General features: G+C 64.5%; 20 protein-coding genes. 13 read left to right on the top strand and 7 right to left on the bottom strand.

All coding sequences use genetic code 11. From position 1 onward, the window contains the following. Window positions 1-157 precede the first annotated feature (157 nt). Window positions 158-835, top strand: a complete 678-nt coding sequence (locus VFO25_03445) for a dienelactone hydrolase family protein (protein ID HET9341960.1) — start codon at window positions 158-160, stop codon at window positions 833-835. Here VFO25_03445 and VFO25_03440 read toward each other — a convergent pair. Beyond that, window positions 822-1,865 (bottom strand): YncE family protein, encoded by a 1,044-nt coding sequence (locus VFO25_03440; protein ID HET9341959.1) that lies wholly within the window; start codon window positions 1,863-1,865, stop codon window positions 822-824. The genes VFO25_03445 and VFO25_03440 overlap by 14 nt on opposite strands. 99 nt (window positions 1,866-1,964) lie before the next feature. Between VFO25_03440 and VFO25_03435 the strand changes: the two genes are divergently transcribed. The 8 genes from VFO25_03435 (at window position 1,965) to tsaA (ending at window position 10,419) form a co-directional block, all read left to right on the top strand. Next, window positions 1,965-2,912, top strand: a complete 948-nt coding sequence (locus VFO25_03435; GenBank protein ID HET9341958.1) for a chromate resistance protein ChrB domain-containing protein — start codon at window positions 1,965-1,967, stop codon at window positions 2,910-2,912. After that, window positions 2,909-4,117, top strand: coding sequence for a chromate efflux transporter (gene chrA / locus VFO25_03430; protein HET9341957.1), 1,209 nt, complete (start codon window positions 2,909-2,911; stop codon window positions 4,115-4,117). The genes VFO25_03435 and chrA overlap by 4 nt, the downstream gene beginning before the upstream one ends. 30 nt (window positions 4,118-4,147) lie before the next feature. Continuing rightward, complete coding sequence (locus VFO25_03425; GenBank protein HET9341956.1) at window positions 4,148-4,594, top strand: chromate resistance protein ChrB domain-containing protein; 447 nt, start codon at window positions 4,148-4,150, stop codon at window positions 4,592-4,594. Window positions 4,595-4,599: 5 nt separating this feature from the next. Further along, window positions 4,600-5,745 (top strand): MFS transporter, encoded by a 1,146-nt coding sequence (locus VFO25_03420; protein ID HET9341955.1) that lies wholly within the window; start codon window positions 4,600-4,602, stop codon window positions 5,743-5,745. 103 nt (window positions 5,746-5,848) lie between these two features. Next, window positions 5,849-8,608: an adenylate/guanylate cyclase domain-containing protein gene (locus VFO25_03415; GenBank protein ID HET9341954.1), complete on the top strand. Its 2,760-nt coding sequence runs from the start codon at window positions 5,849-5,851 to the stop codon at window positions 8,606-8,608. Between the two features lie 17 nt (window positions 8,609-8,625). Further along, on the top strand, window positions 8,626-9,408 hold the full coding sequence (locus VFO25_03410) for a hypothetical protein (protein ID HET9341953.1): 783 nt from the start codon (window positions 8,626-8,628) through the stop codon (window positions 9,406-9,408). A gap of 28 nt (window positions 9,409-9,436) precedes the next feature. Next, complete coding sequence (locus tag VFO25_03405) at window positions 9,437-10,006, top strand: isochorismatase family protein (protein HET9341952.1); 570 nt, start codon at window positions 9,437-9,439, stop codon at window positions 10,004-10,006. Next, window positions 10,003-10,419 carry a tRNA (N6-threonylcarbamoyladenosine(37)-N6)-methyltransferase TrmO gene (gene tsaA, locus VFO25_03400; protein ID HET9341951.1) on the top strand — a complete coding sequence of 139 codons (417 nt, stop codon included), beginning with the start codon at window positions 10,003-10,005 and terminating at the stop codon, window positions 10,417-10,419. Before VFO25_03405 ends, tsaA begins: the two co-directional genes overlap by 4 nt. Here the strand turns inward: tsaA and VFO25_03395 are convergent, their stop codons facing one another. Next, the gene (locus VFO25_03395) at window positions 10,420-10,716 is read right to left on the bottom strand and encodes a GYD domain-containing protein (protein HET9341950.1); all 297 of its coding nucleotides are present in this window, start codon (window positions 10,714-10,716) and stop codon (window positions 10,420-10,422) included. Between the two features lie 67 nt (window positions 10,717-10,783). Here VFO25_03395 and VFO25_03390 point away from each other — a divergent pair, with 67 nt between their 5' ends. Further along, complete coding sequence (locus VFO25_03390; protein ID HET9341949.1) at window positions 10,784-11,683, top strand: IS481 family transposase; 900 nt, start codon at window positions 10,784-10,786, stop codon at window positions 11,681-11,683. 337 nt (window positions 11,684-12,020) lie between these two features. On the opposite strand, the gene VFO25_03385 is transcribed toward VFO25_03390, so the two are convergent. Then, window positions 12,021-14,822, bottom strand: coding sequence for an AAA family ATPase (locus tag VFO25_03385; GenBank protein HET9341948.1), 2,802 nt, complete (start codon window positions 14,820-14,822; stop codon window positions 12,021-12,023). Window positions 14,823-15,093: 271 nt separating this feature from the next. Here VFO25_03385 and VFO25_03380 point away from each other — a divergent pair, with 271 nt between their 5' ends. Continuing rightward, window positions 15,094-16,095, top strand: a complete 1,002-nt coding sequence (locus VFO25_03380) for a hypothetical protein (protein HET9341947.1) — start codon at window positions 15,094-15,096, stop codon at window positions 16,093-16,095. Here the strand turns inward: VFO25_03380 and VFO25_03375 are convergent. From VFO25_03375 to VFO25_03365, 3 genes are all read right to left on the bottom strand, one after another. Further along, window positions 16,092-19,190 (bottom strand): hypothetical protein, encoded by a 3,099-nt coding sequence (locus tag VFO25_03375; protein HET9341946.1) that lies wholly within the window; start codon window positions 19,188-19,190, stop codon window positions 16,092-16,094. The two genes, VFO25_03380 and VFO25_03375, sit on opposite strands and share 4 nt — an antisense overlap. A 90-nt stretch (window positions 19,191-19,280) precedes the next feature. Further along, window positions 19,281-19,412, bottom strand: a complete 132-nt coding sequence (locus VFO25_03370) for a hypothetical protein (protein ID HET9341945.1) — start codon at window positions 19,410-19,412, stop codon at window positions 19,281-19,283. A gap of 123 nt (window positions 19,413-19,535) precedes the next feature. After that, window positions 19,536-19,757 carry a hypothetical protein gene (locus VFO25_03365; GenBank protein ID HET9341944.1) on the bottom strand — a complete coding sequence of 74 codons (222 nt, stop codon included), beginning with the start codon at window positions 19,755-19,757 and terminating at the stop codon, window positions 19,536-19,538. Window positions 19,758-19,880: 123 nt separating this feature from the next. Here VFO25_03365 and VFO25_03360 point away from each other — a divergent pair, with 123 nt between their 5' ends. Further along, entirely contained in the window at window positions 19,881-20,171 is a 291-nt protein-coding gene (locus tag VFO25_03360) for a DUF2277 domain-containing protein (GenBank protein HET9341943.1), read from the top strand. Window positions 20,172-20,179: 8 nt separating this feature from the next. Here VFO25_03360 and VFO25_03355 read toward each other — a convergent pair whose 3' ends face one another. Beyond that, window positions 20,180-20,782, bottom strand: coding sequence for a TMEM175 family protein (locus tag VFO25_03355; GenBank protein HET9341942.1), 603 nt, complete (start codon window positions 20,780-20,782; stop codon window positions 20,180-20,182). A gap of 107 nt (window positions 20,783-20,889) precedes the next feature. On the opposite strand from VFO25_03355, the gene VFO25_03350 reads away from it, so the two are divergent. Then, the gene (locus VFO25_03350) at window positions 20,890-21,984 is read left to right on the top strand and encodes a tetratricopeptide repeat protein (GenBank protein HET9341941.1); all 1,095 of its coding nucleotides are present in this window, start codon (window positions 20,890-20,892) and stop codon (window positions 21,982-21,984) included. Window positions 21,985-22,066 lie beyond the last annotated feature (82 nt).

Genomic DNA, 22,066 nt, shown 5'->3' with positions numbered 1-22,066 from the left:
CCGTGGAATACGCTCGAAGCCGAGTTTTTCCCGTCTTGGAGGGTCCATCTTCTCACCTTCTTCGTCCGCGCTTCAAGACGGTCGTCTATAGTCGAGTTCGCGCCGCGCCTCGTTCGAGACGCCGTGCTCATCGTTTGCGGTCGCAAGACCGTTCCTTGTGGAGATCCCGGACCTGAGCGGTCACGAGTCGAACATCGACGTCGACGGAGGTTCCGGCCGCGTCGCAGCGATGCTGACCATCCCTAATTCACCTCGCGGCCTGATCGTTTTCGCGCACGGGAGCGGGAGCGGCCGGCATAGCGCGCGCAACCAGGCCGTCGCGCGCGAGCTGAACGACGCCGGCTTTGCGACGCTGCTCGCCGACTTGCTGACGCCTTCAGAGGACGAGCTCGACCGCCGGACGTTCGCCTTGCGCTTCGATATCGAACTCCTCGCTTCGCGCATCCTCGACATCGTGCGTTGGGCGAGCACGGAGCAAGCGACGGCTCGCCTGCGGATCGGCTATTTCGGGGCGAGCACCGGAGCAGCCGCCGTTCTAAGAGCAGCGGCGAAGAAACCCGATAGGATCTTCGCCGTCGTGTCGCGCGGCGGGCGGCCGGATCTGGCCGGGGCTGCGATCGCGAGCGTTCAAGCCCCGACGCTCTTCATCGTCGGCGGCGCCGACCCGATCATCCTCGAGCTCAACCGCCATTGCGCGAAGCAGATGACCGCCGAGGTGCGGCTCGAGGTCGTGCCCCGCGCGACTCACCTGTTCGAAGAGAGCGGCGCGCTCGAGCACGCCGCCGATCTCGCGAAGCGCTGGTTCATCGCCCACGCCGGGTCTAGGGCGTCATGACGCGGATGACCGCTTTTCCGTCGACGTTCTCGAGAGCGAAATATACTCGATGCGTGGTCGGGTCGACGGCGACGGTGTGAGCCTCGTCCGCGAGGAATGCAGAAGCGAGCGGCTTTACGACCTTTCCGTGCTCTTGGAAGACCGACACGACTCCGCTCTCCGAGGCGACGTAGAGACGCCCTAGACCTGGGTCCAACGCTAGGACGTCGGGCTCGTCACCGATTTCGAACGTCGCGAGCTCCTTCCAGTCATCGAGATCCATCACGAGCAGTCGCGCGTTTTCGTCGCACGCGACGAAAGCAAGCCGGCGCTCGGAATCGAGCGCAAGACCGTGGTCGTGCTCGCAACCGGCGAGTAGATGGCGGCCGACGACGCGCTCGGAAACAGGATCGATCTCCGCGATGTCGTTCCGCGCTTGGACATCGGTGAAGACCCTGCGTGACCTCGGGTCGAACTGCGTGTTGCCGGCCTCGCCGCCGACGTCGATCGTGCGGCGACGCGTCCCCGCGGTCGTATCGATGACCGTGACCGCGCCTCCGGATTCGTCGGACACGAATATCTCGTTATCCCGCGCGTCGTACGCGATCCCGTCGGGATATTCGCCGCCCGGCTCGCGTGCGACCACTTTGAGGTGCCCTTCATCGATCGTCGCGACCTCGTCTGTCCCCGTAGCCGACGCGTAGACGCGATGCAGCGATGGTATGGCAAGCACGCCATGAACGGCGCGCAGACCGGTGATGTGCCCTACCACGGCGTTCTTGGCGATGTCGACCGCCACGACTTCGTCCGCGCCGAGATATGCGACGAATAACACGTGCCTGCGGGGATCGATGCTCTCGTAGTCCATCCTCGGCGTTTGGCCGGCAAATCCGCGACCTGCAGGCTCGACGGCGATGTCGGCGAGCGCGCGCAGCGGCAAGCGCGGTTCGCCGGATGCCGCCAGAGTCGTCGACGAAGCCCCGCAGACGGCGAGCATCGCGGCGAGGACGACAAGCAGCCGCCGGGTTCGACGGCGCACAGGATAGCGCATGTGATTCATTTTCTTATTGACATGTGATACACTTGTTATATACACTCATCTTGCCCATAACATCCTCCCGAGGATTTTGGATGCGGGCGACGGAGCGCCTTGGCCGCTAAGAACCGCTGGCTTCTGCTGATCCACCAGATCCCACGGACGCCGAGCTACCTGCGCGTGAAGGTCTGGCGGCGGCTGCAGCGCCTCGGCGCGCTGCAGATAAAGAACTCCGTCTACGCGATGGCGGCCGGCGAACAGGCGCTTGAGGATCTCGTGTGGGTCGTCCGCGAGATCGAACAGGGCGGCGGCGAGGCGTCGATCTGCGAGGCATCATTCGTGCACGGCTTGAGCGACGAACAAGTCGAAGCGGCGTTCCGCGCGGCACGCGACGCAGATTATCGGGCGATCGCGGCAGATGCGCGTCGGATCGGAGCGGACCTCGGCCGTAAAGATGCCGCCATGCCTGGGCTCGCCGACGAGATCGAACGCCTCAAACGCCGACTCGCAGAGACGACCGCGATCGACTTCTTCAAGGCCGCCTCTCGTTCGGAGGCACTGACGTCGGTCGGGCGGCTCGAGCGGGGCGACAAAGAGAACAAGCGCCGCAGCGTGCCGGCCGCACGCGATCTGAAGGGCAAGACGTGGGTCACGCGTCGAGACGTCTACGTCGACCGGATGGCGAGCGCGTGGCTCATCCGTCGCTTCATCGATCCTTCGGCGAGATTCAAGTTCGTGCCGAGCAAGAAATACGAGCCTCGGCGCGGCGAGATCCGCTTCGATATGTTCGGCGGCGAGTTCACCCACGAAGGCGACCGCTGCACGTTCGAGGTGCTTTCCGAACGAGCCGGGTTGGACGATCCCGCCCTCGCGCCTATCGGAGAGATCGTCCACGATATCGACTTGAAAGATTCGAAATTCGAGCGGCCGGAGACGGCCGGGATAGAGCGGGTGCTACAAGGCATCGCCCTTGCGCTCGACAATGACAAGGGTCGGCTCGAGCGCAGCGCACCGATCTTCGACGGCTTATACCAGCTCCTGGGCAAGAAGCGCAAGCGATGACGGGAACAACACATGACGCGAGGCCTCGGCCGAGCGTCGTCGACATAGCGCTCTACTATCTTCGGCTTGGCGCGCTCGGATTCGGCGGCCCGGTCGCGCTCGCGAATCACATGCGCGCCGACCTCGTCGACGATCGTCGCTGGCTCTCGCCTCAAGAGTACGATGAAGGGCTGGCGATCGCGACCGCCTGCCCCGGCCCGCTCGCATATCAGCTCGGCATCTACTGCGGCTACGTGCTGCGCGGCCTCGGCGGCGCGCTAACGGCCGCGCTGGCCTTCGCGGCGGCGCCTTTCATCATCGTCGTCGTCGCGGGCTGGTTCTACGTCCGCTACGAGAACGCGTGGGAAGTGCGCGGTCTCTTCTATGGCGTCGGCCCGGTCGTCGTCGCGCTCATCGTCAAAGCGTGCTGGAACTTGGCTCAGAAGACCATCAGGACGGATGTGCTCGCGTGGGTCATGGCGGCGGTCGCATGCGCGATAACGCTCGTCGTGCAACGCGAGCTGACCGTGATCTTCGTCGCCGCCGGCATCATCGGCATATTTCTTTTCGCGCGCCCGGATGGTCCGTCGGTCGGCGGCGGCTCGCGCGCGCCAAAGCCGATCGTGTCGCGTTCGGTCTTCCCGCTGTTCGGCGCGCTCGCGCTCGGAACGAGCGGGGTGTTGCCGCTCCAGCTGTTCTGGTTTTTCTTCCGGACAGGGTTGCTCGTGTTCGGCAGCGGGCTCGTCATCGTGCCCTTCCTCAAAGCGTACGTCGTCGACCAATATCACTGGCTCGGCGAGCGCCAGTTCCTCGATTCCGTCGCCATCGGGATGATGACGCCGGGACCGGTCGTCATCACCGCGACGTTCGTCGGCTACCTCATGAGCGGCCTCGCGGGTGCGTTCGCAGCGACGGTGGGGATCTTCTCACCGTCGTTCTTGTTCACCGTCATCGGAACGCCGCTGCTGCGACGCTACCGATCGAACTCGCGACTGCAAGGTTTCGTCCGCGGGGTCACCGTCGCGGTGGTCGGGGTGCTCGTCGGTACGTCGTACCTCGTGGGCCGGACGGCGATCGGAGACGTGCTGACTGTCGCCCTTGGTTGCGGCGCCCTCGCCTCGACCTTCTTCCTCAAACGCGTACACGACGCGGTGCTCGTCGCGTGCGGCGCGGCGATCGGGCTCATCGCCTATCCGATCCTGCAGCCGCAGTGGCTGCTTCATTAGCTTTTCAACTCGAGTCAAGGGAGAGTCGCCGTGAAATATGTCACGAAGAAGAACGCAAACGTCGATCGGATAGCCTGCCCATGGCTTATCAAACGCTTCGTCGATCCGGACGCCGAGTTCTTGTACGTCGAGCGCGAGGACGTCATGCGCGTCGCGCAAGCGGAAGGAGCGACGCCGTACGACGTGCCGGGCGTAGAGCTCGGCCACGTCGCCGGGCGATGCAGCTTCGAATCCATCCTCGTTTGGAGCAAGGTCGAAGACCCAGCGCTCGAGCTCGTCGGGCGGATCGTCCATGGCGCTGACGTGCCCGAAGACATCGGCATCGAACCCGAGGCTGCTGGTTTGCGCGCCATCGCTCACGGATTCGCGACGCTCCATGGCGATGACGATCACCGGAAGCTGGCGCTCGAGACACCGATGTACGACGCGCTCTACGCATGGTGCCAGACACGCGTGAAGGAGCGGGTGGTCCGATAGCGCGCATGTTCGCCTTCGTCGTCGCGGCGAAGGTCGTCCGCTCGTTCGGCTACGGTCTGCTCTCGGTCGCCTTCGCGCTCTATCTCGCAAGCGCGGGTTTTGGACCGCTCGCGATCGGAGCGACGTTGAGCCTTGCGCTCCTCGCCGGCGCCGTGTACCTGACGGTGTCCGCCCAGCTCGTCCGAAAATCCGGCGCTCGGTCGACGCTGGTCATCGCGGCCTTCGCCATGTCCGCTGCAGGAGCGCTCCTATCGATCCACGACCGTCCGATCGCTATCCTCATCGCATGCCTTTCCGGCACGCTGAACGCGGGCGGCCAAGAGGTCGGCCCGTTCGCGGCGATCGAACAACACGCGATCGCTTCGTCGTCGTCGACTCCTGGCGCCCACGCATTCGCGAACTACAACCTTGCCGGCGCCTTCGCGCTCGCCTTCGGCGCGCTCGCGGCAGGCGCGATCTCGACCCCGTGGATCCCATGGGCGTACGCATCGTGCGGCGTCATCCTCGCCTTGCTCTACACCACGATGCCGGCGATACCGACGCCGGCGTCGGCGCCGCAAGAAACGCGCGCGCGCGCCGGCTTCCGGTTCGGCACCTCCGAGCGGCTCGCAGCGCTCTTCGGGGTTGATGCGCTCGCCGGAGGATTCGTCGTCCAGAGCTTTCTCGCGTACTGGCTGCACGTGCGGTACGGCGCGGATCAGCAGATACTCGCGATCGTGCTCTTCGCGGCGAACACGCTCTCGGCGCTTTCGTATCCCGTCGCGGCGTGGCTCTCCACGAAGATCGGCCTGCTGAGGACGATGGTCTTCACGCACTTGCCGTCGAACATATTGTTGTGCATGGTGCCGCTCATGCCGACCTTCGAGTCGGCGACGGCCGTGCTGTTGGCGCGCTTCGCGCTCTCGCAGATGGACGTGCCGACGCGCCAAGCATTCGCGATGGACGCGGTACCTCCGTCGGAGCGCGTGCACGCAGCCGCGCTGACGAATGCGGTGCGGCCGGCGGCGGCTGCAGTAGCGCCCGTCTTCTCAGGCCTCTCGCTCGCGACGGCGGCCATCGGCGCGCCGTTCTTCATCGCGGGTGGCCTTAAAATCGTATACGACATCGCTATCTTCAACGCGTTCAAGCGCCTTAAAACAACGCAAACCTAGGAAGCGCCGTTGACGAGGCGAAGTCTCGATGCGATGGCGGGGGCTGGTCTATCAGCCTCCGGTTGTCGCGTATGAACCTGGCGTATGCTTCGAAAGAGCGACAGTGTCTGAGACGATAGCAGCCCGCAAGCACCTGCCGACCGGCACGGTCACGTTCCTGTTCACGGATATAGAAGGTTCGACCGAGCGCTGGGAGCGTCATCGCGATGCGATGAAGGGCGCCGTCCGACGGCACGGCGAGATCCTCCAAGCATCGATCGAAAGGCACGACGGCCACGTCTTCAAGACGGTGGGCGACGCGTTTTGCGCGGCGTTCCACAACGTCGCCGACGCGATCGGCGCGTCGCTCGACGCCCAACAGCGGCTCGAAGCCGAGGATTGGACTGATGTCGACGGCCTCAAGGTGCGCATGGCGATCCACACCGGGCATACCGACGAGCGAGATGGCGACTACTTCGGACCCGCCGTCAACCGCGTCGCCAGGCTTCTCGCGATAGGCCACGGCGGCCAAGTGCTCGTGTCGGGCGCGAGCGCCGACCTCTCGCAGGGCGAGTTGCCGCCGCGCGCGGCGCTGCGCGATCTGGGCGAGCACCGTCTCAAAGACCTGACGCACCCGGAGCAAGTCTATCAGCTGGTCGCACCCGGCCTCGCTTCGGAGTTTCCGCCGCTCCGCTCGCTCGAAGCGCTCCCGAACAACCTGCCTTTGCAGATCACGAGCTTCGTCGGCCGCGATATCGACATACTCAACGTTTCCGAGCTGCTCGCGAAACATCGGCTCGTCACGCTCGTCGGCGCGGGCGGCGTCGGCAAGACGCGGCTCGCGCTCCAGGTCGGCGCCGACCTGCTCGATCGCTACGAAGACGGCGTTTGGCTCGTCGAACTCGCACCGCTGTCCGACAACGATCTGATCCCGAGCACGGTCGCGTCGATCTTCCACGTCAGCGAGGCCGCGAATCGGACGATGACCGAGGCGATCGTCCACGCGCTCAAGGCGCGCCGCGCCCTCATCATCTTCGACAATTGCGAGCACGTCGTCGAGCCGGCCGCGCGCCTTATCGACGCTATCCTGCGTAGTTGTCCGCACGTCCGGATCATCGCGACGACACGCCAAGGTCTCGGCATAGCCGGCGAGGCCGTCCATCGCGTCGCGTCGCTTGCCGTGCCGGAAGCGACGCGACGGCTGAGCGCTGAGGAGGCGATGCGTCACGGAGCGATAGCGCTTTTCGTCGAGCGCGCGATCGCCGCGACCGAGTCGTTCCGGCTTACCGACGAGAACGCTCCAGTCGTCGCCCGTCTTTGCAATCGGCTCGACGGCATCGCGCTCGCGATCGAGCTCGCGGCTCCGCGCCTCAAGGCGCTGAGCCTCGAGCAGCTCGAGTCGAAGCTCAGCGAGCGCTTCCGTATCCTCACCGGTGGCAGCCGCACGGCGCTCCCGCGCCAGCAGACGATGCGCGCTCTCGTCGATTGGAGCTACGACCTGTTGACCGACGACGAGAGGACACTCTTCAGGCGCGTCGCGGTGTTCGGCGGCGGGTGGTCGCTCGACGCCGCGTCGGCGATCTGCTCGGATGAGAAAATCGAAGAGTGGGCCGTGCTCGACCTGCTCCAGTCGCTCGTCGACAAATCGATGGTCGTCGCGAAGCTATCCGGATCGGAGCAGCGCTACCGTCTTCTCGAGTCGACGCGCCAGTACGCGCACGAGCTGCTCGAGAAGAGCGGCGAGCTCGAGCCGATGCAGGTGCGTCACGCGAGATGGTTCCTCGAGTTCGCCGAGCGCGCCGAATCGGTTCGCGACTCGATGCCGACGAAGGCTTGGCTCAACGGCGTCGATCCCGAACTCGACAACCTCCGCGCCGCGCTCGACTGGGCGCTCGCCGAAAAAAACGACGTCGAGCTCGGAACTGCTCTCGCGGCGAGCACGAACGAATACTACTTCCTCGCAGGCTACGAGGCCGAGGGGCGGGCACGCGTCGAGGCTGCGCTTGCGTCAAGCGGAGAGATAAAATCGAAGGCGACGCTCGCGGCATTGTGGCTCGGTCGGTATCGGCTCTCGAGTTTGGCGATAGCGTCATGGGCCCAGCTTCGGGAAGACGCGGAGCACGCATTGCGGCTGAACCGGGAACTCGGAGACGTCGCCGGCACGTTGGACGCGATGCGGTCGATCGCCGAGACCTGTCTGCGTCAGGCCCAGCACGACGAAGCGCAGCGCTACCTGGACGAAGCGTTCGTGCTCGCCGAAAAACTGAGAAGCCGGAACGCTGTCGGTAACGTCAAGTCGGCCATGGCCCGCAACTACCACTTCGCGGGCAGGACGGAAGAAGCGCGCGCGCTTTACGCCGACGTCCTCGCCATCGCACGCGCGACCGGCAACGACCGGCTTCGCTCGACGGTCGTGAACAATCTCGCAGAAGTCGAGTTTTCGACAGGCGACGCTGCGCGGGCGGCAGAGGTCGCGGGCGAGAACCTCGATGCGATCGGCTCGAACAGGTTTATCATCTTCAATAACTTGGCCGCGTATCTGAGCGCGTTGCGACAGTTCGACGACGCCCGGGTACGCGCCCGAGAGGGGCTGAGGATCGCACGCGACGCGCAGGCCGCATCACACGGCGCGATCAGCATCATGCATCTCGCGCGGGTCGCCGCCGAAAAAGGCGACGCAAAGCTTGGGGCTCAGCTGCTTGGATATTTCGACGAGACCCTAGCACGCAACAGTTTCAGCATCGAGTACACCGAGCAGTTCTCGCGCGACGAGCTCGAAGCCGTCCTGCGCTCCGCGCTCGGCGAGGGTGAGCTCGCAAGGCTGCGCGCTTCCGGAGCGCGCATGACCGAGGACCAGGCGGTCGAAGAGGCGCTTCGGATCTAACCTCGTAAGGACGAGGCGTGCCGTCCCTAACTTCCGCGACGCCTGCCCTGCTCGTCATCGCCGTCGCAGCGGTCGGCGTTCTCCACACGCTGGTCCCCGACCATTGGGTGCCGATCGCTCTGCTCGCACGCCGGCAAGGGTGGACGCGCTCGCAAACCGCGCGCACGGCGGCGATCGCCGGCATCGGCCACACCTTTTCGACGCTCGTCATCGCGCTGTCGGTCTGGATCGCGGGCGCGTTGTTCGCGGAGCGATTCGGCCGAGCGGTCGACCTCGTCACGAGTTGGGCGCTCATCATCTTCGGCGCATGGGTGGTCGTAGGCGCGCTGCGCGAACTTCGCGCCGAAGGCGCCTCGTGGGCGGCCGAGGCCGTTGCGGATCCTAGCGCGCGACGCGGGCACGCACACCGGCACCGGCATGGGAGCCTTATCCACGCGCACTGGCATACGCACGCGCCTGCGGATTGGCATGAAGCCGCAGCCGTCGTCGCCGATTCGCCGCCCGAGCACGAGCACGAGCACACGACGTCGTCGCGTACGGCGCTACTCCTCATACTCGGCTCATCACCGATGGTCGAAGGCATTCCCGCGTTCTTCGCCGCTTCGCGATTCGGCCCGGGGCTCATCGCGCTCATGTCCGCCGTTTTCGCCGTGTCGACCATCGCGACGTACGTCGCGCTCTGCGTCGCCTCTGCAAGCGGGCTCCAGCAGTTGAGCATCGGCCCGCTCGAGCGTTACGGCGAGGTGCTCAGCGGCGGTCTCATCATGGCCCTCGGAATCGTCTTCATGTTCATACACTAAGCTTCGCATAACGATGGGAGGTCAGGACATGCCGGTCACGGCCCTCGATGAGCGAACCGCGCTCGTCGTCATCGATATCCAACGCAGCGTCATCGGCTTGCAGACCTTCCAGCCGACGGCCGGAATCGTCGAGCAGTGCAGCCGCCTTGCGAAGGCGTTTCGCGCAGCCGCCAAGCCGGTCGTCCTCGTCAACGTCGAATGGCGCCCGGAGATCATGCTCGCGCCGCGCGCCGAAGCGAAGCCGCCGCCCAGAACGCCGACGCCCGACTTCGCGAAACTCGCCGACGACTTGGAAGCGGATCCGGCGACCGACATCTTCATCACGAAGCGCCAATGGGGCGCGTTTTACGGCACGGAGCTCGACCTGCAGCTGCGTCGGCGAAAGGTGACGGGCATCGTCATGTGCGGGATCGCGACGAGCATCGGCGTCGAGTCGACGGCGCGCGACGCGTTCGAACGCGGCTACAACCTGACCTTCGCCTCGGATGCGATGACCGATCTCTTCGAAGATGCGCATAAGAATACGCTGAACCGCATATTCCCGCGTATCGGTGAGATCGGCACGACGGACGAGATCGTCGCGAAGCTAAAAGCATGACCCAAGGCGCGTTCGAAATACGCCCGATCGGCGTCGTCCGATCGACGATCAAGCGGCGAGGCGACGGACCGAAGCAAGGTCGCGAGGGAGCGCCGGATGCGTGGCTCGAGATCGAGGCCGATGCCGCCGACGGCATCGAGGGGATTTCGCCAGGCGACGATGTCATCGTCATCACATGGCTGCATCTCGCTCGCCGCGACGAACTGAAAGTGCATCCCCGCGGCGATGCGAACAGTCCACTCACCGGCGTCTTCGACACGCGTTCGCCCGACCGGCCGAATCCGATCGGGCTGCATCGCGTCGTCGTGCGAGAGATCGACGGGCGCCGTCTGCGTGTCGGACCGCTCGAGGCGATCGACGGCACGCCCATCGTCGATTTGAAGCCGGCGCTGAACGGTTGGGACGACTCGTGACTAGGTCGTCGGCGGCTTGTAGACGACCGACTTCTTCGCGACCTGGTCGACTTCTTCAGGCGTCAACAACACGGTCGTGCGGACGTTCGAGACCGCGCCGCTCGCGGCTGCGTTCAAGGCGACGGCGCTCGCGCTGACGTTATCGGGCAACTCGCCGATGATGATGAAGTCGTCCGCACCGAACGCGAAATACAGGGATTCGAGCCGTCCGCCGACGCTCTCCAACAGTTTGCCGATCGCTTCGCGACGCGCGGATCCGCCCTGTTTGAGCAGTCCTTTATTGTACTCCCCACACACCTGAGGTACGAAGAGAGCCCTTCCGGAACGGTGTTGTTGTGAACACACACCACCCGGAGGGCTCCTCATGCATTATACCACTCGTTGGGATGCTGCTGCGATTCGCGCCGACATCGTCGCCGATCGACGAGCCGGCATGCTCGTCCGCGCGATCCAGGCTAAGTACCAGGTATCCAAGCACACGGTGTACCGCTGGTTGCGGCGCGACAGCGTCCAGAGCCGGTCATCACGACCGCGCCGCCAGCCACGTCGACTGACCCCCGAGATTGAACAGCGGATCATCGCTGCCCGCCAAGCACGCCGCATCGGACCGAACCGACTTGCCTTCGAGCTGCACATGGCACCCTCGACCGTCTACAAAGTGCTCAAGCGGTACGGCATCAACCGACTTGCCTCCAAGGACCGCCTCCCGGTGGTCCGCTACGAGCATACAACGCCGGGTGCGCTCATCCACGTCGACGTCAAAAAACTCGGCACGTTAGGCCTGTATGACGACCCGCATCGGCGTCGGCGCGGGCCTGGCTATGAATGCCTGCACGTCGCGATCGATGACTGCACGCGCATCGGCTATGCCGAGATCCATCCGAACGAGTTGGCGGGCACATCCACCGGCTTCCTCGAGCGGGCGCAGCAGTGGTTCGCGAGCATCGGCATCGGCGCCCAGCGCATCATGACCGATCGTGGACCGTGCTACACGTCAGCGTATTGGCGCGATACGTGCCAACTGCTGGGCATGCGTCATATCCTCATCCGGCCACGGCGCCCGCAGACCAACGGCAAGGTCGAACGATGGATCCGCACGATTACCGATGAGGCACTCAAGGGTCGAGCGTACGGCACCCTAGAGGCGCGCGCCGATGCGCTCACCAACTACGTCAACTACTACAACACCGAGCGTCCGCACACCGCGATCGGTGGACGGACGCCCTTCCAGAGGTTGGCCGAAAAGAGTACCCCAGGTCTGTAGGGAGTACACTTTATGGCCGTCGACCGAATAACTGCCTTGGACGAGATACTTGGGCATGCGGATGTCACCCCTTCCTTATCCCCATCGGTTCAACGCTCGAAGGGAGATGCATCCGGAGCACACGTTCGATGATGAAGCGGTCGAACCGCGACACGACGCGGCCGGTCCACGACGAAAACGCCGTTGGACCGGCCGTGGACCTTGGCGTCCGGGCCGCGAGTCGCTACGGTTCCTAACGCAAGGCCGGCTTGCGCGATCGCATCGCAGACCTTCATCGAGATGATAGATGAGATGCCGACGTACGGGTATGGGTGGAAACCCTACCTGTGGGCTCTAGTCAGTTCGCGGCCCGGTCGCGCGAAGCGGCCATGTGCGCGACAACCTCGGAACGCGACCGCACCCCGAGTTTCCCGAACACCGAGGCGAGGTGCTTTTCGACGGTCTTATTGCCGATGCTCAAGCGCTTGGCGATTTCGGAATTTCGCAAACCGCGTGCGACGAGTTCGGCGACTTCGCGTTCGCGCGACGATAGCGCATCAGCGACTGCTTCGTTCATGGGGGCGGCCGAATCAGCGAGCCGGCGCGCATCGGCGGTGGCGCCGTGGCTTAGATAGATCGCGCGCGCAGCTTCCGTCTGACCGCAGACCTCGAGCGCCCGCGCCTCGAGCATGGGCCAGCCCAGACCCGCATAGAGCGCGGCCGCATCGGAGGCGAGCGATACTGCCTCGTCGGTGCGACCTTGCCGCGCCGCGATGATCGCCGCGCCCAGCTTGGCATTCGCGCTGAGTGTCGGGAGGGTGGAGTCGACTCGTTTCTCGATGAGGCGGCGAACCGGCGTGAGCTGATCGAGATCGAGCAGGCGCACCGCGTCCAGCATGATGTACATCGCTTCCGGCGCTGCGATCGCGACAGATGCGATCGCAGCTCGCAGATCGGCCCGGGCTGCATCGAGATCGCCGGTCGCCGCGCGAAGCGCGGCATAGGAACCGAGGATATAGACGCAGTCCGGATCTTCGAGTTTGTCGCGAGCTTCGCGAAGGACCTCAGCGTCAAAACGGTTCCACAACGCAGCATCTCCCGACGCGGCCGAGATGCGTGCGGCGACGAGCGCTCCGACGCGGCGCGCTGGCCGAAAATCCTGATTTCGGGCGACTTCATCGACGCACATCCGAGCCTCGTCGATACGTCCGCGCTGGAACAGATACTCGGCCTTCGTCGCGAGCGCATAGAGGCGCTGGCCACGGAAGCCCCAGTCGCGCTCGACCCGTTCTGCACGATCGAGCGCCATCTCGACGTGTTCGTTCACGCCGAGATAAATGCCGGTCATCGCGAGTGCCGCCTCGACGGCGACGACGGACTCAGGAGCGAGTTGGGGGAGCAGCGAGTCGACCTGTGCCGCCGACCGTTTCCATTCCGTGGCTTCGCCGGAATGGGAGTGTCGCATGAGCTGCACGATGAGGTAGTTCTGGCGCGCACCGGGTGCGAGCGCTTCGGGGTCTGACATCGCTTCGAGGAGCCGCTCGGCCGCGTGAAAGTCGCAGAGAGCGCATGCGATGCGAGCCGCGACGACGATGAGATTGTCGCGCGCCTGCGACCCGATCGAGGGCCCGCACTCGGCGAGAAAGCTTTCAGCGTACGCGAGCGCTCCGTGATCCCCGACATTATAACGTTGCCCGGCGATGCTCGCGACGAGCGAAGCGGCGGCATCGACTTCCTTGCGTTCCAACCGGATCGCGAGCGCCGCTTCGAGGACGTCGCGTGCCGCCTGCGAGTGCCCCTGGACGCGTTCGATCGCGCCGATGCGGCCAAGGATACGAGCCTCATCGTCCGGATTGCTCGACGACGCCAACGCACGCTGGAAACAGGTCAGGGCCTCGGGCAACGCGCGCAGCGAGAACGCCGCCTCGCCGGCGCGCTCGTTGTAGCGCACGGTCTTCGCCGCGTCGCCGGCGGCCCACGCGTGGTACGCGCGTTCCTCGACGTAGGTGTCAGAGTCGTGATCCGCTTCGAGCGTGACGAGGATCTTCAGGTGAAGCGATCGCGCTTCGAACGCCGGAACGCTGTCGTAGATCGTCTGGCGCGTCAGCGCGTGTCGGAACCGCACGCTGAGCCGCCTCTGGCCGTCATCGGTGATGAGATCGAGGTCCTGCGCCTTGCGCAACGTCGGAACGATCGCTCCGGGTTCGCGATCCACGACGATGGCGAGCAGCGCGGGATCGAAGCGCTGGCCGAGCACCGCGGCGCACGAGATGATGGCCCGCTCGTCCGGCGTCAACACGACGAGACGCTGCGCGATACTCGCGCGAATAGACAGGGGAAGGTTTGAGGCCGGCCGGATAGGCGAACCCCGCTCGACGTAATGCTTGACGAGCTCTTCGGCGAAGAACGGGTTGCCCTCGCTGCGCTGTTCGATGTCGCGGATGATCGGCTCGGGCAGCGTACCGCGCCCATCGAGCGTTCCGTCGACCACGGCCCTGATCTCGGCCGACGGCAACGGGTCGAGGATGACGCGGCGGATGCACCGAGCACGGAACATCTGCGACATCGACGCGAGCAGTCGCTCGTCTCGCTCGAGCTCGTCGGCGCGGCACGTCGCGACGACGAGCAGTCGCATCGACTCCATGCGATTGACGAGGTACGAGAGGAAGTCGATCGTCGACTCGTCCGACCAATGGATGTCCTCGATCGTCAAGAGCGTCGCGCGCTTCGCGCAGATGAGTTTGAGAAACGCGAGAAGCGATGCGAAGAGCTGGTCCTTTTCGAGCGCGAACCGCGCGTGCTCGTCGACGAGATCGCGCGGCAATTCTTCGGGCATGACCTGGACGAGGGCGCGCAGGACCGGAGGCGGCATATCGGCGAGCGCGACGAGCTGTACGAGCGCACGCACGAGCGCGCGTACCGGCCCGAGCGGCTGCTGTGCGCGTTGCAGACACTCGGTATTGACGACGTTCCTCGCGCGCCGGGCGTGCGCTAAGCCGAGGAACTCGTTGAGCAGGCGCGTCTTGCCGATTCCGGCTTCACCCGTGACCAAAACGAACGAGCCGCTGCTCTTCGAAAGCCACTTGCGGGCGTCGTCGAGCTCGGCGAGCTCTTTGCGCCGCCCGACGAATGTCCGGCACCGGATCGAGCGCCCGATCATGATACCTCAAGACGCCGGCGCTATAACACGAGCGCCGACCATGCTGGAATAGTACGTCGGCTTCGCGGGCCGGCCCTTGGGATGCACCGCCTGGCTGCTCACCTAAGTTAGAGCCGCTTCATATCATATGTCCGTCCGATATCCGCCGTCCACAGTCGGTCAGGCGGAGAAAAACCCATACTTGCCTGACAACCGCGTGCCAACGACAGGCTGCCGTTTCACGCTGGAGTAACAAGCGCGCACATACCTACGCGCTTTGAGGAGTCGGACGATGACAGGCATTCGGACCGCGGCGACATTCGCGTTGCTCGGCGCAATGGCGTTGCTCAATGGTTGCTCGAGCTCGAGCGGATCGACGGCCATAGCGCCGTCGGTGCTCTCGCCGATCCACCCCGTGTCGCAGATGCGCACGCAAACGAGCTTCTACAGCTGTCCGGCGCACGGGGGCCTGAAATACGTCTCCGACTACAACAACAACACGATCAACATCTACGCCGGCAATTTCAACGGGCAAGCGCCGTGCGGCGTGCTGACGTCGCATGTGAAGGCGCCGTGGGGGATGTCGGTCGACTCTGCGACGCACGACCTGTACGTCGCGAACGACTTCGGTCACGACATCATCGTGTTCCATCGCGGTCAGACCGCGCCGTACGACACGTACACTGATCCGTCAGGCCAAGATCCGGTCGACGTCGTCCTCACCGCCGACGGAACCGTCGTCGCATCGAACCTCGTGCGCGAAGATCTCCACGAGGACGGCTCGCTGTCGACGTGGATCGCCGGTCCGAACGGCGGCACATTCGTCGGCAACTTCGCGATGCCGGTCGGCGGGGTCGGCCAATTTCTCGCGGTGCGTGGTGACGGCACGGTCTTCTTCGACAAGCTCGAGGGTCAGACGGACATCGGGAGCTTGTGGTCCGTCTCATGCCCGGCCGGTGCGTGTGGAAGCATGACGGAAGTCATCGGCGCATCGCTCACTGGTCCGAGTGGTCTGGCGTTCGACTCGGGCGGCGATCTTCGCCTCGACGAAGCCGGCGCGGGGCTCGCGGACACCTTCGAGCTGCCGCGGACGCACCCGAAGTCGTTCCCGGTCATGGGTGCGCCGACAGGTTTGGCGGTCAACGAGTTCGAGCACCACTGGTTCATCGCCGACGGGCTCAACAACCAGGCGGAGGAGTACCTCTACCCGGGCGGTACGCTCATCGGCGTCGTGTCTGGGAACTCAGGCGGCGGCACGTTCGGCGTCGCCGTCGATCCCGACCGCCTCCGTTAGGGCGATTTCATCGCCGCCTGGAGCTTCGCAAGATCGGCGTCGCTCAAGGCCTTCAAGTCGTCGAATGCGGCGTACTCCGCTTTCGTCGGTGCCTGGTACGCGTTGTCGAGCGAGTTCATCAGGAACGCGAGCTGTTCGTGGAGCCGTGACTCGTCGAGCAGATCGCCCTCGCTCGACCTGATGTTGAACTGCACCAAATCGTCCAAGACGGCGTCGACCTGCGCGCGCTGCGCGGCCGGCATGCGGTCGCGTGCGGCGAGCGCGGCGTTAACCGACTTGTCGAGCGCGTCGAGGTAGTTGCTGATCCGCATCGCGAACGTCAGCCGGGCTTGTAGATCGCCCGCCGCGGGATGCAGCCTCGGGTCGAGCGCGACGTGGAACGTCTTTCGCATCGACTTTCCACCGTAGTCGAGGACCGCGGTATACGTGCCGGGGACGATCGTCGGGCCGATCATTCCTGAGCTGAAGTCGTCAGCCGTCGCGTTGTGCAGACCGGTCACTTCCGTCGCCGACGGATAGCGAAGATCCCATTGGAACTTGTTCATGCCGGGGCTGATCGCGGTGAGCTTGTGCAGGTCGTAGGCGGTCTGCGCCGGTTGATCGAGCAGCGCGCGCTCCGCGAACGATAGCTCCTTCGGCTTTTTCTCCTTCAAATGGAGATCGAAAGATCGGACCGTCTTACCGCCGGCGTCGAGGAACGTCAGCTTCACCGGCGTCTTGCCGTCGTAGCCCTTCGGGATTTCGAAGTACACGCTCGCGCCGTAGTCCGGGCTGTCTCCAAGATTCGGGATCGGGAAACCCGGCTGGCCGTACGCGTGCGAGAGCCACGCGGTTTCGGGCGCGAAGAGCAGCGGGGCCGAAGGCATCATGCTCGATCCGCGCGCGAGCTGCTCGACGAGCGCGAGGTCGTCTAAGACCCAAAACGCGCGGCCGTGCGTCGCGGCGGCGACCTCGCCCTGACGCGCATCGATCGCCAGATCGCGGACCTGGACGCCAGGCAGATCGAGCGCGATCGGCTGCCACTGAGATCCGCCGTCGAGGCTGACGTAGACCGTGCTTCGCGTTCCCGCGAACATCACGCGCGGTTCGCGCGGATCTTGCCGGATGACGAAGACGTATTGGTCCGATGGGATGCCGCTCGTCATCGCCGTCCACGTCGCGCCGTAGTCGGTCGTCTTATAGATGTACGGATGGAAGTCGTCCCACATGAATCGCGAAGCCGTGACGAATGCCGTGCCTTGGTCCGTGTGCGACGGCTCGATGCTGCTGATCTGCGCCCACTGCGGGAGGTCGGGCGGCGTGACGAGTTTCCAATCGGCGCCGCCGTCGCTCGTCACGTGCACTAGCCCATCCGCCGAACCGGCCCACATGACGTTCGCGCTGAGCGGGGAGATCGCGAACGACGCGATGTCGGGGAACGTCTCGGCGCCGGTCTGATCGTAATAGATCTGGCCGCCGCTCGGCGCCTCGCTCGTCTTGTCGTCGCGCGTCAGATCGGGGCTGACGATCGTCCACGTCTGTCCGAAATCGTCGCTCTTGAAGACGACCTGCGCCGTCTCGAACAGTTCGTCCGGCTTCACCGGCGAGAACATGACCGGGTGCGTCCAGCCGAATCGGTACTTGGTCTCCGCAGCCGCCGCGCCGGCCATGTAGCGCGGCCACGGGCTGACGTTCTTCTGCTCGCCGGTCGACGTGTCGAGCCGTGCGAACGCGCTGTAGTAGCCCGCGCCGTACGTGACGTTCGGGTTTCGGGGATCGACGGCGATGTACGTGCTCTCGCCAAGCGCGACCGTGTGCCAAACGCCGAGCGTCAGGCCTTCGTTCGACGCGCTGGGTCCTTCGAACGCGCCTTCGTCCTGTTGCGCGCCGTAGACGTGGTACGGGAATTGGCTATCAAGTGCGATGTGATAGAATTGCCCTGTCGGCTGGTTGTTCTCGCTGCTCCACGTCTTGCCGCCGTCGACGGAGACGGTCGCGCCGCCGTCGTCGCCTTCGAGCATGATGTTCGTGTTGCGCGGGTTGATCCAGATGATGTGGTGGTCGCCCGGCGGCATGAGCGGCTTCCAGACATTGCCCCCGTTCGTCGATTTCCAGACGCTGTCGACTTCCGGTGCGTACACCGTGTTCGCGTTCGTCGGGTCGACGTAGATCGCCATATAGTAGAAGGCTCGCTGACGGAGCTTCCACTCGCTGTTGACGCGGTGCCACGTCGCGCCGCCGTCGCTCGAGCGGAAAACGCCGCCGTCGGTCGCTTGCACGATCGCGTAGACGACCTTCGGATCGCTCGCCGCGACCGCGAGGCCCATTTTGCCGAGTACGCCGGTCGCGAATCCTGGATCGCTTGAGATCTTCGTCCAGTGCGCGCCCGCGTCGGTCGTCTTGTAGACGCCGCTCCCGGGGCCGCCGCTCTCGAGATGCCACGGCTGTCGCTGTGCCTGCCACAACGACGCGTAGAGCGTGTCCGGATGCTGCGGATCCATGACGACGTCGTTCGCGCCCGTCTTGTCGTCGACGTAGAGGACCTTCGTCCACGTCTTGCCGCCGTCGGTCGTCTTGAACACGCCCCGATCGGGGTTCGGCGCGAAGACGTGGCCCATCGAGGTCGCGTACACGACATCCGGGTTGCGCGGGTCGATGACGATCGAGCTCGTCATGTGCGTCTCGCGCAAGCCGGCGTAATGCCAAGTCTTGCCGGCATCGGTCGACTTGTAGATGCCGACGCCCGTGTCGAAGTCGCCGCGGATGTCGCTCTCGCCGCTGCCGGCGTAGATGATCTTCGGGTTGGAAGACGCGACGGCGATCGCGCCGATGCTGTCGGCGACGCCGGGTATCTTACCGTCCGAGATATTATCCCAGCTGAGCCCGTAGTTGGTGCTCTTCCAGATGCCGCCTTGGACGCCGCCCATGTAGAACAGGTCGGGATCGCTCGGCACGCCCGCGACGGCGACGACACGGCCGCCGATGTACGGGCCGATGTTGCGCCAATGGAGCTTGCTCATGAGCGCTTGCGAGGTCGAGGTCGAGCCTGTGGCGCTCGCGCCTAACGGCGCGGACACGGCGATACAAAAAAGGATGACGGCAGTCAAATTCTTCATGCGCGGACCCTATGGCGCGACGGCCTAAAATCCTGCGCTATTGCGGAGTTCCGCTGCAGTTATGGAGGGTGCGTTCAGAAGAGCGTCGGTTTAGGTCTGGCCGGCCGGGAGTGGTTTGCCGGCGATCGTCTGATACGCATAGCCGGTCAACGTCGCCATGATCGAGTGCACCCGCTGGGAGTTGACGAACGATACCTGGAGCAGCGCCCAAGCGTAGTGCACGTGGCCATTCTTGACGAACGCGATGCCGAGGTAGTGCGGCCCTGAATTGCCCCAATAACCGTAGTCATGGCTAAACGGGCAGCCGAGGCGGCGCGTACGGCGATCCTTGCCAGATCAACGCACCTAGGTTCCAGCGCAACATCCTATCGTCGACAAGGCCAACTGGATCGTCACGTCCGTCACGCCGTCGTGATTGAGGTCGATCGCAAGCGACGCGTCGTCGCCGCTGATGGTTTGATTCGTCTGCGTGTAGACGATGCGCGCCGCGCATAGCTGCAGCGACGAAAGGGTGACTGCGAGGACGAAGGCGGTTCCGCCCAGACTGAATCGAGCAAGTCGCATCATGGCGTGCTCCTTTGTTGGGGCCGCGGGGCTTTCGGGTTGGATAGCGGTCAAGCGCCCGCCTCTGTCCGCCATATGGTAAGGGCACCGAGGAATCTTCGGTTCGATCCGGACAAGTCTTACGGCATGTGCAGGAACATCAAGACGCTTCACAATTTCGCGCCGCCGGCGACGAACGACGAGATCCGGGCGGCCTCGATCCAATTCGTGCGAAAGCTGAGCGGCTTCGCGCATCCGTCGAAAGCGAACGAGGCGGCCTTCGAACACGCGGTCGAACACGTGACAGATGCAGCCCGCGAATTGCTCGCATCGCTGGTGACGAACGCGCCGCCGCGCGATCGCGAGATCGAGGCGGCGAAAGCGAGAGAACGCGGGCGCCAACGCTTCGGTCGCGCGCCGTCGACGCGATCCGCCTAGCCGGAGTACTAAGGCCGGTCGCTCGTGTCGATAAGCGGTTCGAAGCGCCTATCGGGCACGAGCCACATGATGGCGATCGTGACGAACAGCGCGTCGGCGACAGCCGGCACGAAGAACGCCGCGCTGATCGCGAGCACGTATAAGACGATCGAAACGGTGCCTTTCACGTCGACCGCCACCGCCTTCGCGAATGGGGCATCGCGGCCGTTCACGGCGAGTAGCGAGCGCTGCAGGATCGTGTATGCGATCGCGTCGAGCAGCAGGTTCACGCCGTAGAGCACGGTCGGACCGACGGCGGTCGGGTTCTGCCCGAGCCAATTCGTCGAGAACGGCACGAGTGACAGCCAGAAGAGCAGATGCAGGTTCGCCCACATCGCGCGCCCGTCGACGCCCTTGCTCGCGCGCAGCATGTGATGGTGATTGTTCCAATAGATGCCGATGAAGACGAAGCTCAGCGCGTAGATGGCGATCGTGGGCACGGCCGGCAAGAAATCGCGAAGCTCGCCGCCGTGCGGCGGATGGATCTCGAGCACCATGATGGTGATGATGACGGCGAACACGCCATCGCTGAAGGCCTCGACCCGATCGGTCTCGGTGGAAAACCGCTTCATGCCGTCTCCTTACGGTTTTGTGAAATTCTCGCCTCCGGAGGAGAAAGTCGGCCGCACTACTAATTCTATAGTAGTAACAAGAGCTGCCGTCCGAGAGGGCCTTCAGGATGCTCGTCGCCACGATCTGCGCGCTGCTATTCGCGGTCGCGTCGCCTTCATCGCCTCCGATGACGATCTCCGGCATCGTGGCGCGCCACGTCGCCGCGCTCGGCGGCATCGTGAGAATACATGCGGTTCACTCCTTTGTCAAACGCGGTTGGTACCACGAGGGTGATTTCCGTATCGATACGTACACGGCGCAGATGCGACCGTTCTATCGCGTCATCGGCGATCCGGTCGTCCACCGCCTCGATCAGATCCATGAGGGCTACGACGGAAGCGCCTGGGAGTATTATCCAGATCCTGGCGTCGTCGTTCGCACCGTCCGCGACGCCGCCCGCGCGACTCGGAACTCGGCGATGTTCGACGATCCGCTCGTCGAGCCCACGCTTCATCTTACGACGCTGACGCTCGGCGATGACGCGACCTTTGAGGGGCATCCCGTATACACCGTGCACGTCACGCTCGTCGACGGCTTCAAGGAAGATCTGCTGGTCGACCGTGACACGTTCATGATCGATGGGCGCTGGCAGGTCGTGCCGATGCACGCCTTTGGCGCTCGACTGAAGACGTATGACGTCTACGATGACTACCGGCCTGAGGGCGGCATCATGATGTACCATCGGGATAGCGAAGTCGATTCGGCGACCGGACGCGTGCTCGACGACGGCGGCATCAATTCGGTGGTGATCAATCCGAAGCTCGACCTGTCTTTTTTCTCTCCACCGCAGTGGTCGCTCACGCCTTTGCAGACGATGCTCGAGCGGATCTACGACGAGCGCGAAGATGCCGGCGCGGTGCTCACGACATACCACCAGTTCTTTCCGCTTGTCGAGCATGACGCGAAGATGGGCGACGCTGTAGACTTCATCGGCTACCAGTGCCTCAAGATGGGTCACACCGAAACGGCGGTAGCACTTTTGAAGCAAAACGTCGCGGACCATCCCGAAAGCGCGCAGGCGCATTTCGGGCTCGGGCGCGCGCTGCAGACCTCAGGCGATGTCACCGAAGCCGCAGTGGAATATCGCAAGGCGTTGACGATCGATCCTTCGTTGAGCCGCGCAAAAGCCGCCTTGGACGCGCTCGGCCAGACTAGCCATTGAGGCACTGTCCGCCACGGTATTCGATATGAAGTCAGGGTCGCAACGCGGCCAGGAAATGGATGAATTCTCCGGCCCTGGAAGC

The sequence above is a fragment of the Candidatus Eremiobacteraceae bacterium genome (genome assembly GCA_035710745.1).
Taxonomy (GTDB): domain Bacteria; phylum Vulcanimicrobiota; class Vulcanimicrobiia; order Eremiobacterales; family Eremiobacteraceae; genus JANWLL01.
Note: the sequence above shows the minus strand (reverse complement) of the source record. Positions and strands in the feature narration are given on the sequence as shown.

What these genes read in the sequence shown, in the direction of transcription:
- VFO25_03440 (HET9341959.1), bottom strand. Translation starts at nt 1,865, where the DNA reads ATGCGCTATCCTGTGCGCCGTCGAACCCGGCGGCTGCTTGTCGTCCTC.
- chrA (HET9341957.1), top strand. Translation starts at nt 2,909, where the DNA reads ATGACGGGAACAACACATGACGCGAGGCCTCGGCCGAGCGTCGTCGAC.
- VFO25_03420 (HET9341955.1), top strand. Translation starts at nt 4,600, where the DNA reads ATGTTCGCCTTCGTCGTCGCGGCGAAGGTCGTCCGCTCGTTCGGCTAC.
- VFO25_03405 (HET9341952.1), top strand. Translation starts at nt 9,437, where the DNA reads ATGCCGGTCACGGCCCTCGATGAGCGAACCGCGCTCGTCGTCATCGAT.
- tsaA (HET9341951.1), top strand. Translation starts at nt 10,003, where the DNA reads ATGACCCAAGGCGCGTTCGAAATACGCCCGATCGGCGTCGTCCGATCG.
- VFO25_03390 (HET9341949.1), top strand. Translation starts at nt 10,784, where the DNA reads ATGCATTATACCACTCGTTGGGATGCTGCTGCGATTCGCGCCGACATC.
- VFO25_03385 (HET9341948.1), bottom strand. Translation starts at nt 14,822, where the DNA reads ATGATCGGGCGCTCGATCCGGTGCCGGACATTCGTCGGGCGGCGCAAA.
- VFO25_03380 (HET9341947.1), top strand. Translation starts at nt 15,094, where the DNA reads ATGACAGGCATTCGGACCGCGGCGACATTCGCGTTGCTCGGCGCAATG.
- VFO25_03375 (HET9341946.1), bottom strand. Translation starts at nt 19,190, where the DNA reads ATGAAGAATTTGACTGCCGTCATCCTTTTTTGTATCGCCGTGTCCGCG.
- VFO25_03365 (HET9341944.1), bottom strand. Translation starts at nt 19,757, where the DNA reads ATGATGCGACTTGCTCGATTCAGTCTGGGCGGAACCGCCTTCGTCCTC.
- VFO25_03360 (HET9341943.1), top strand. Translation starts at nt 19,881, where the DNA reads ATGTGCAGGAACATCAAGACGCTTCACAATTTCGCGCCGCCGGCGACG.
- VFO25_03355 (HET9341942.1), bottom strand. Translation starts at nt 20,782, where the DNA reads ATGAAGCGGTTTTCCACCGAGACCGATCGGGTCGAGGCCTTCAGCGAT.
- VFO25_03350 (HET9341941.1), top strand. Translation starts at nt 20,890, where the DNA reads ATGCTCGTCGCCACGATCTGCGCGCTGCTATTCGCGGTCGCGTCGCCT.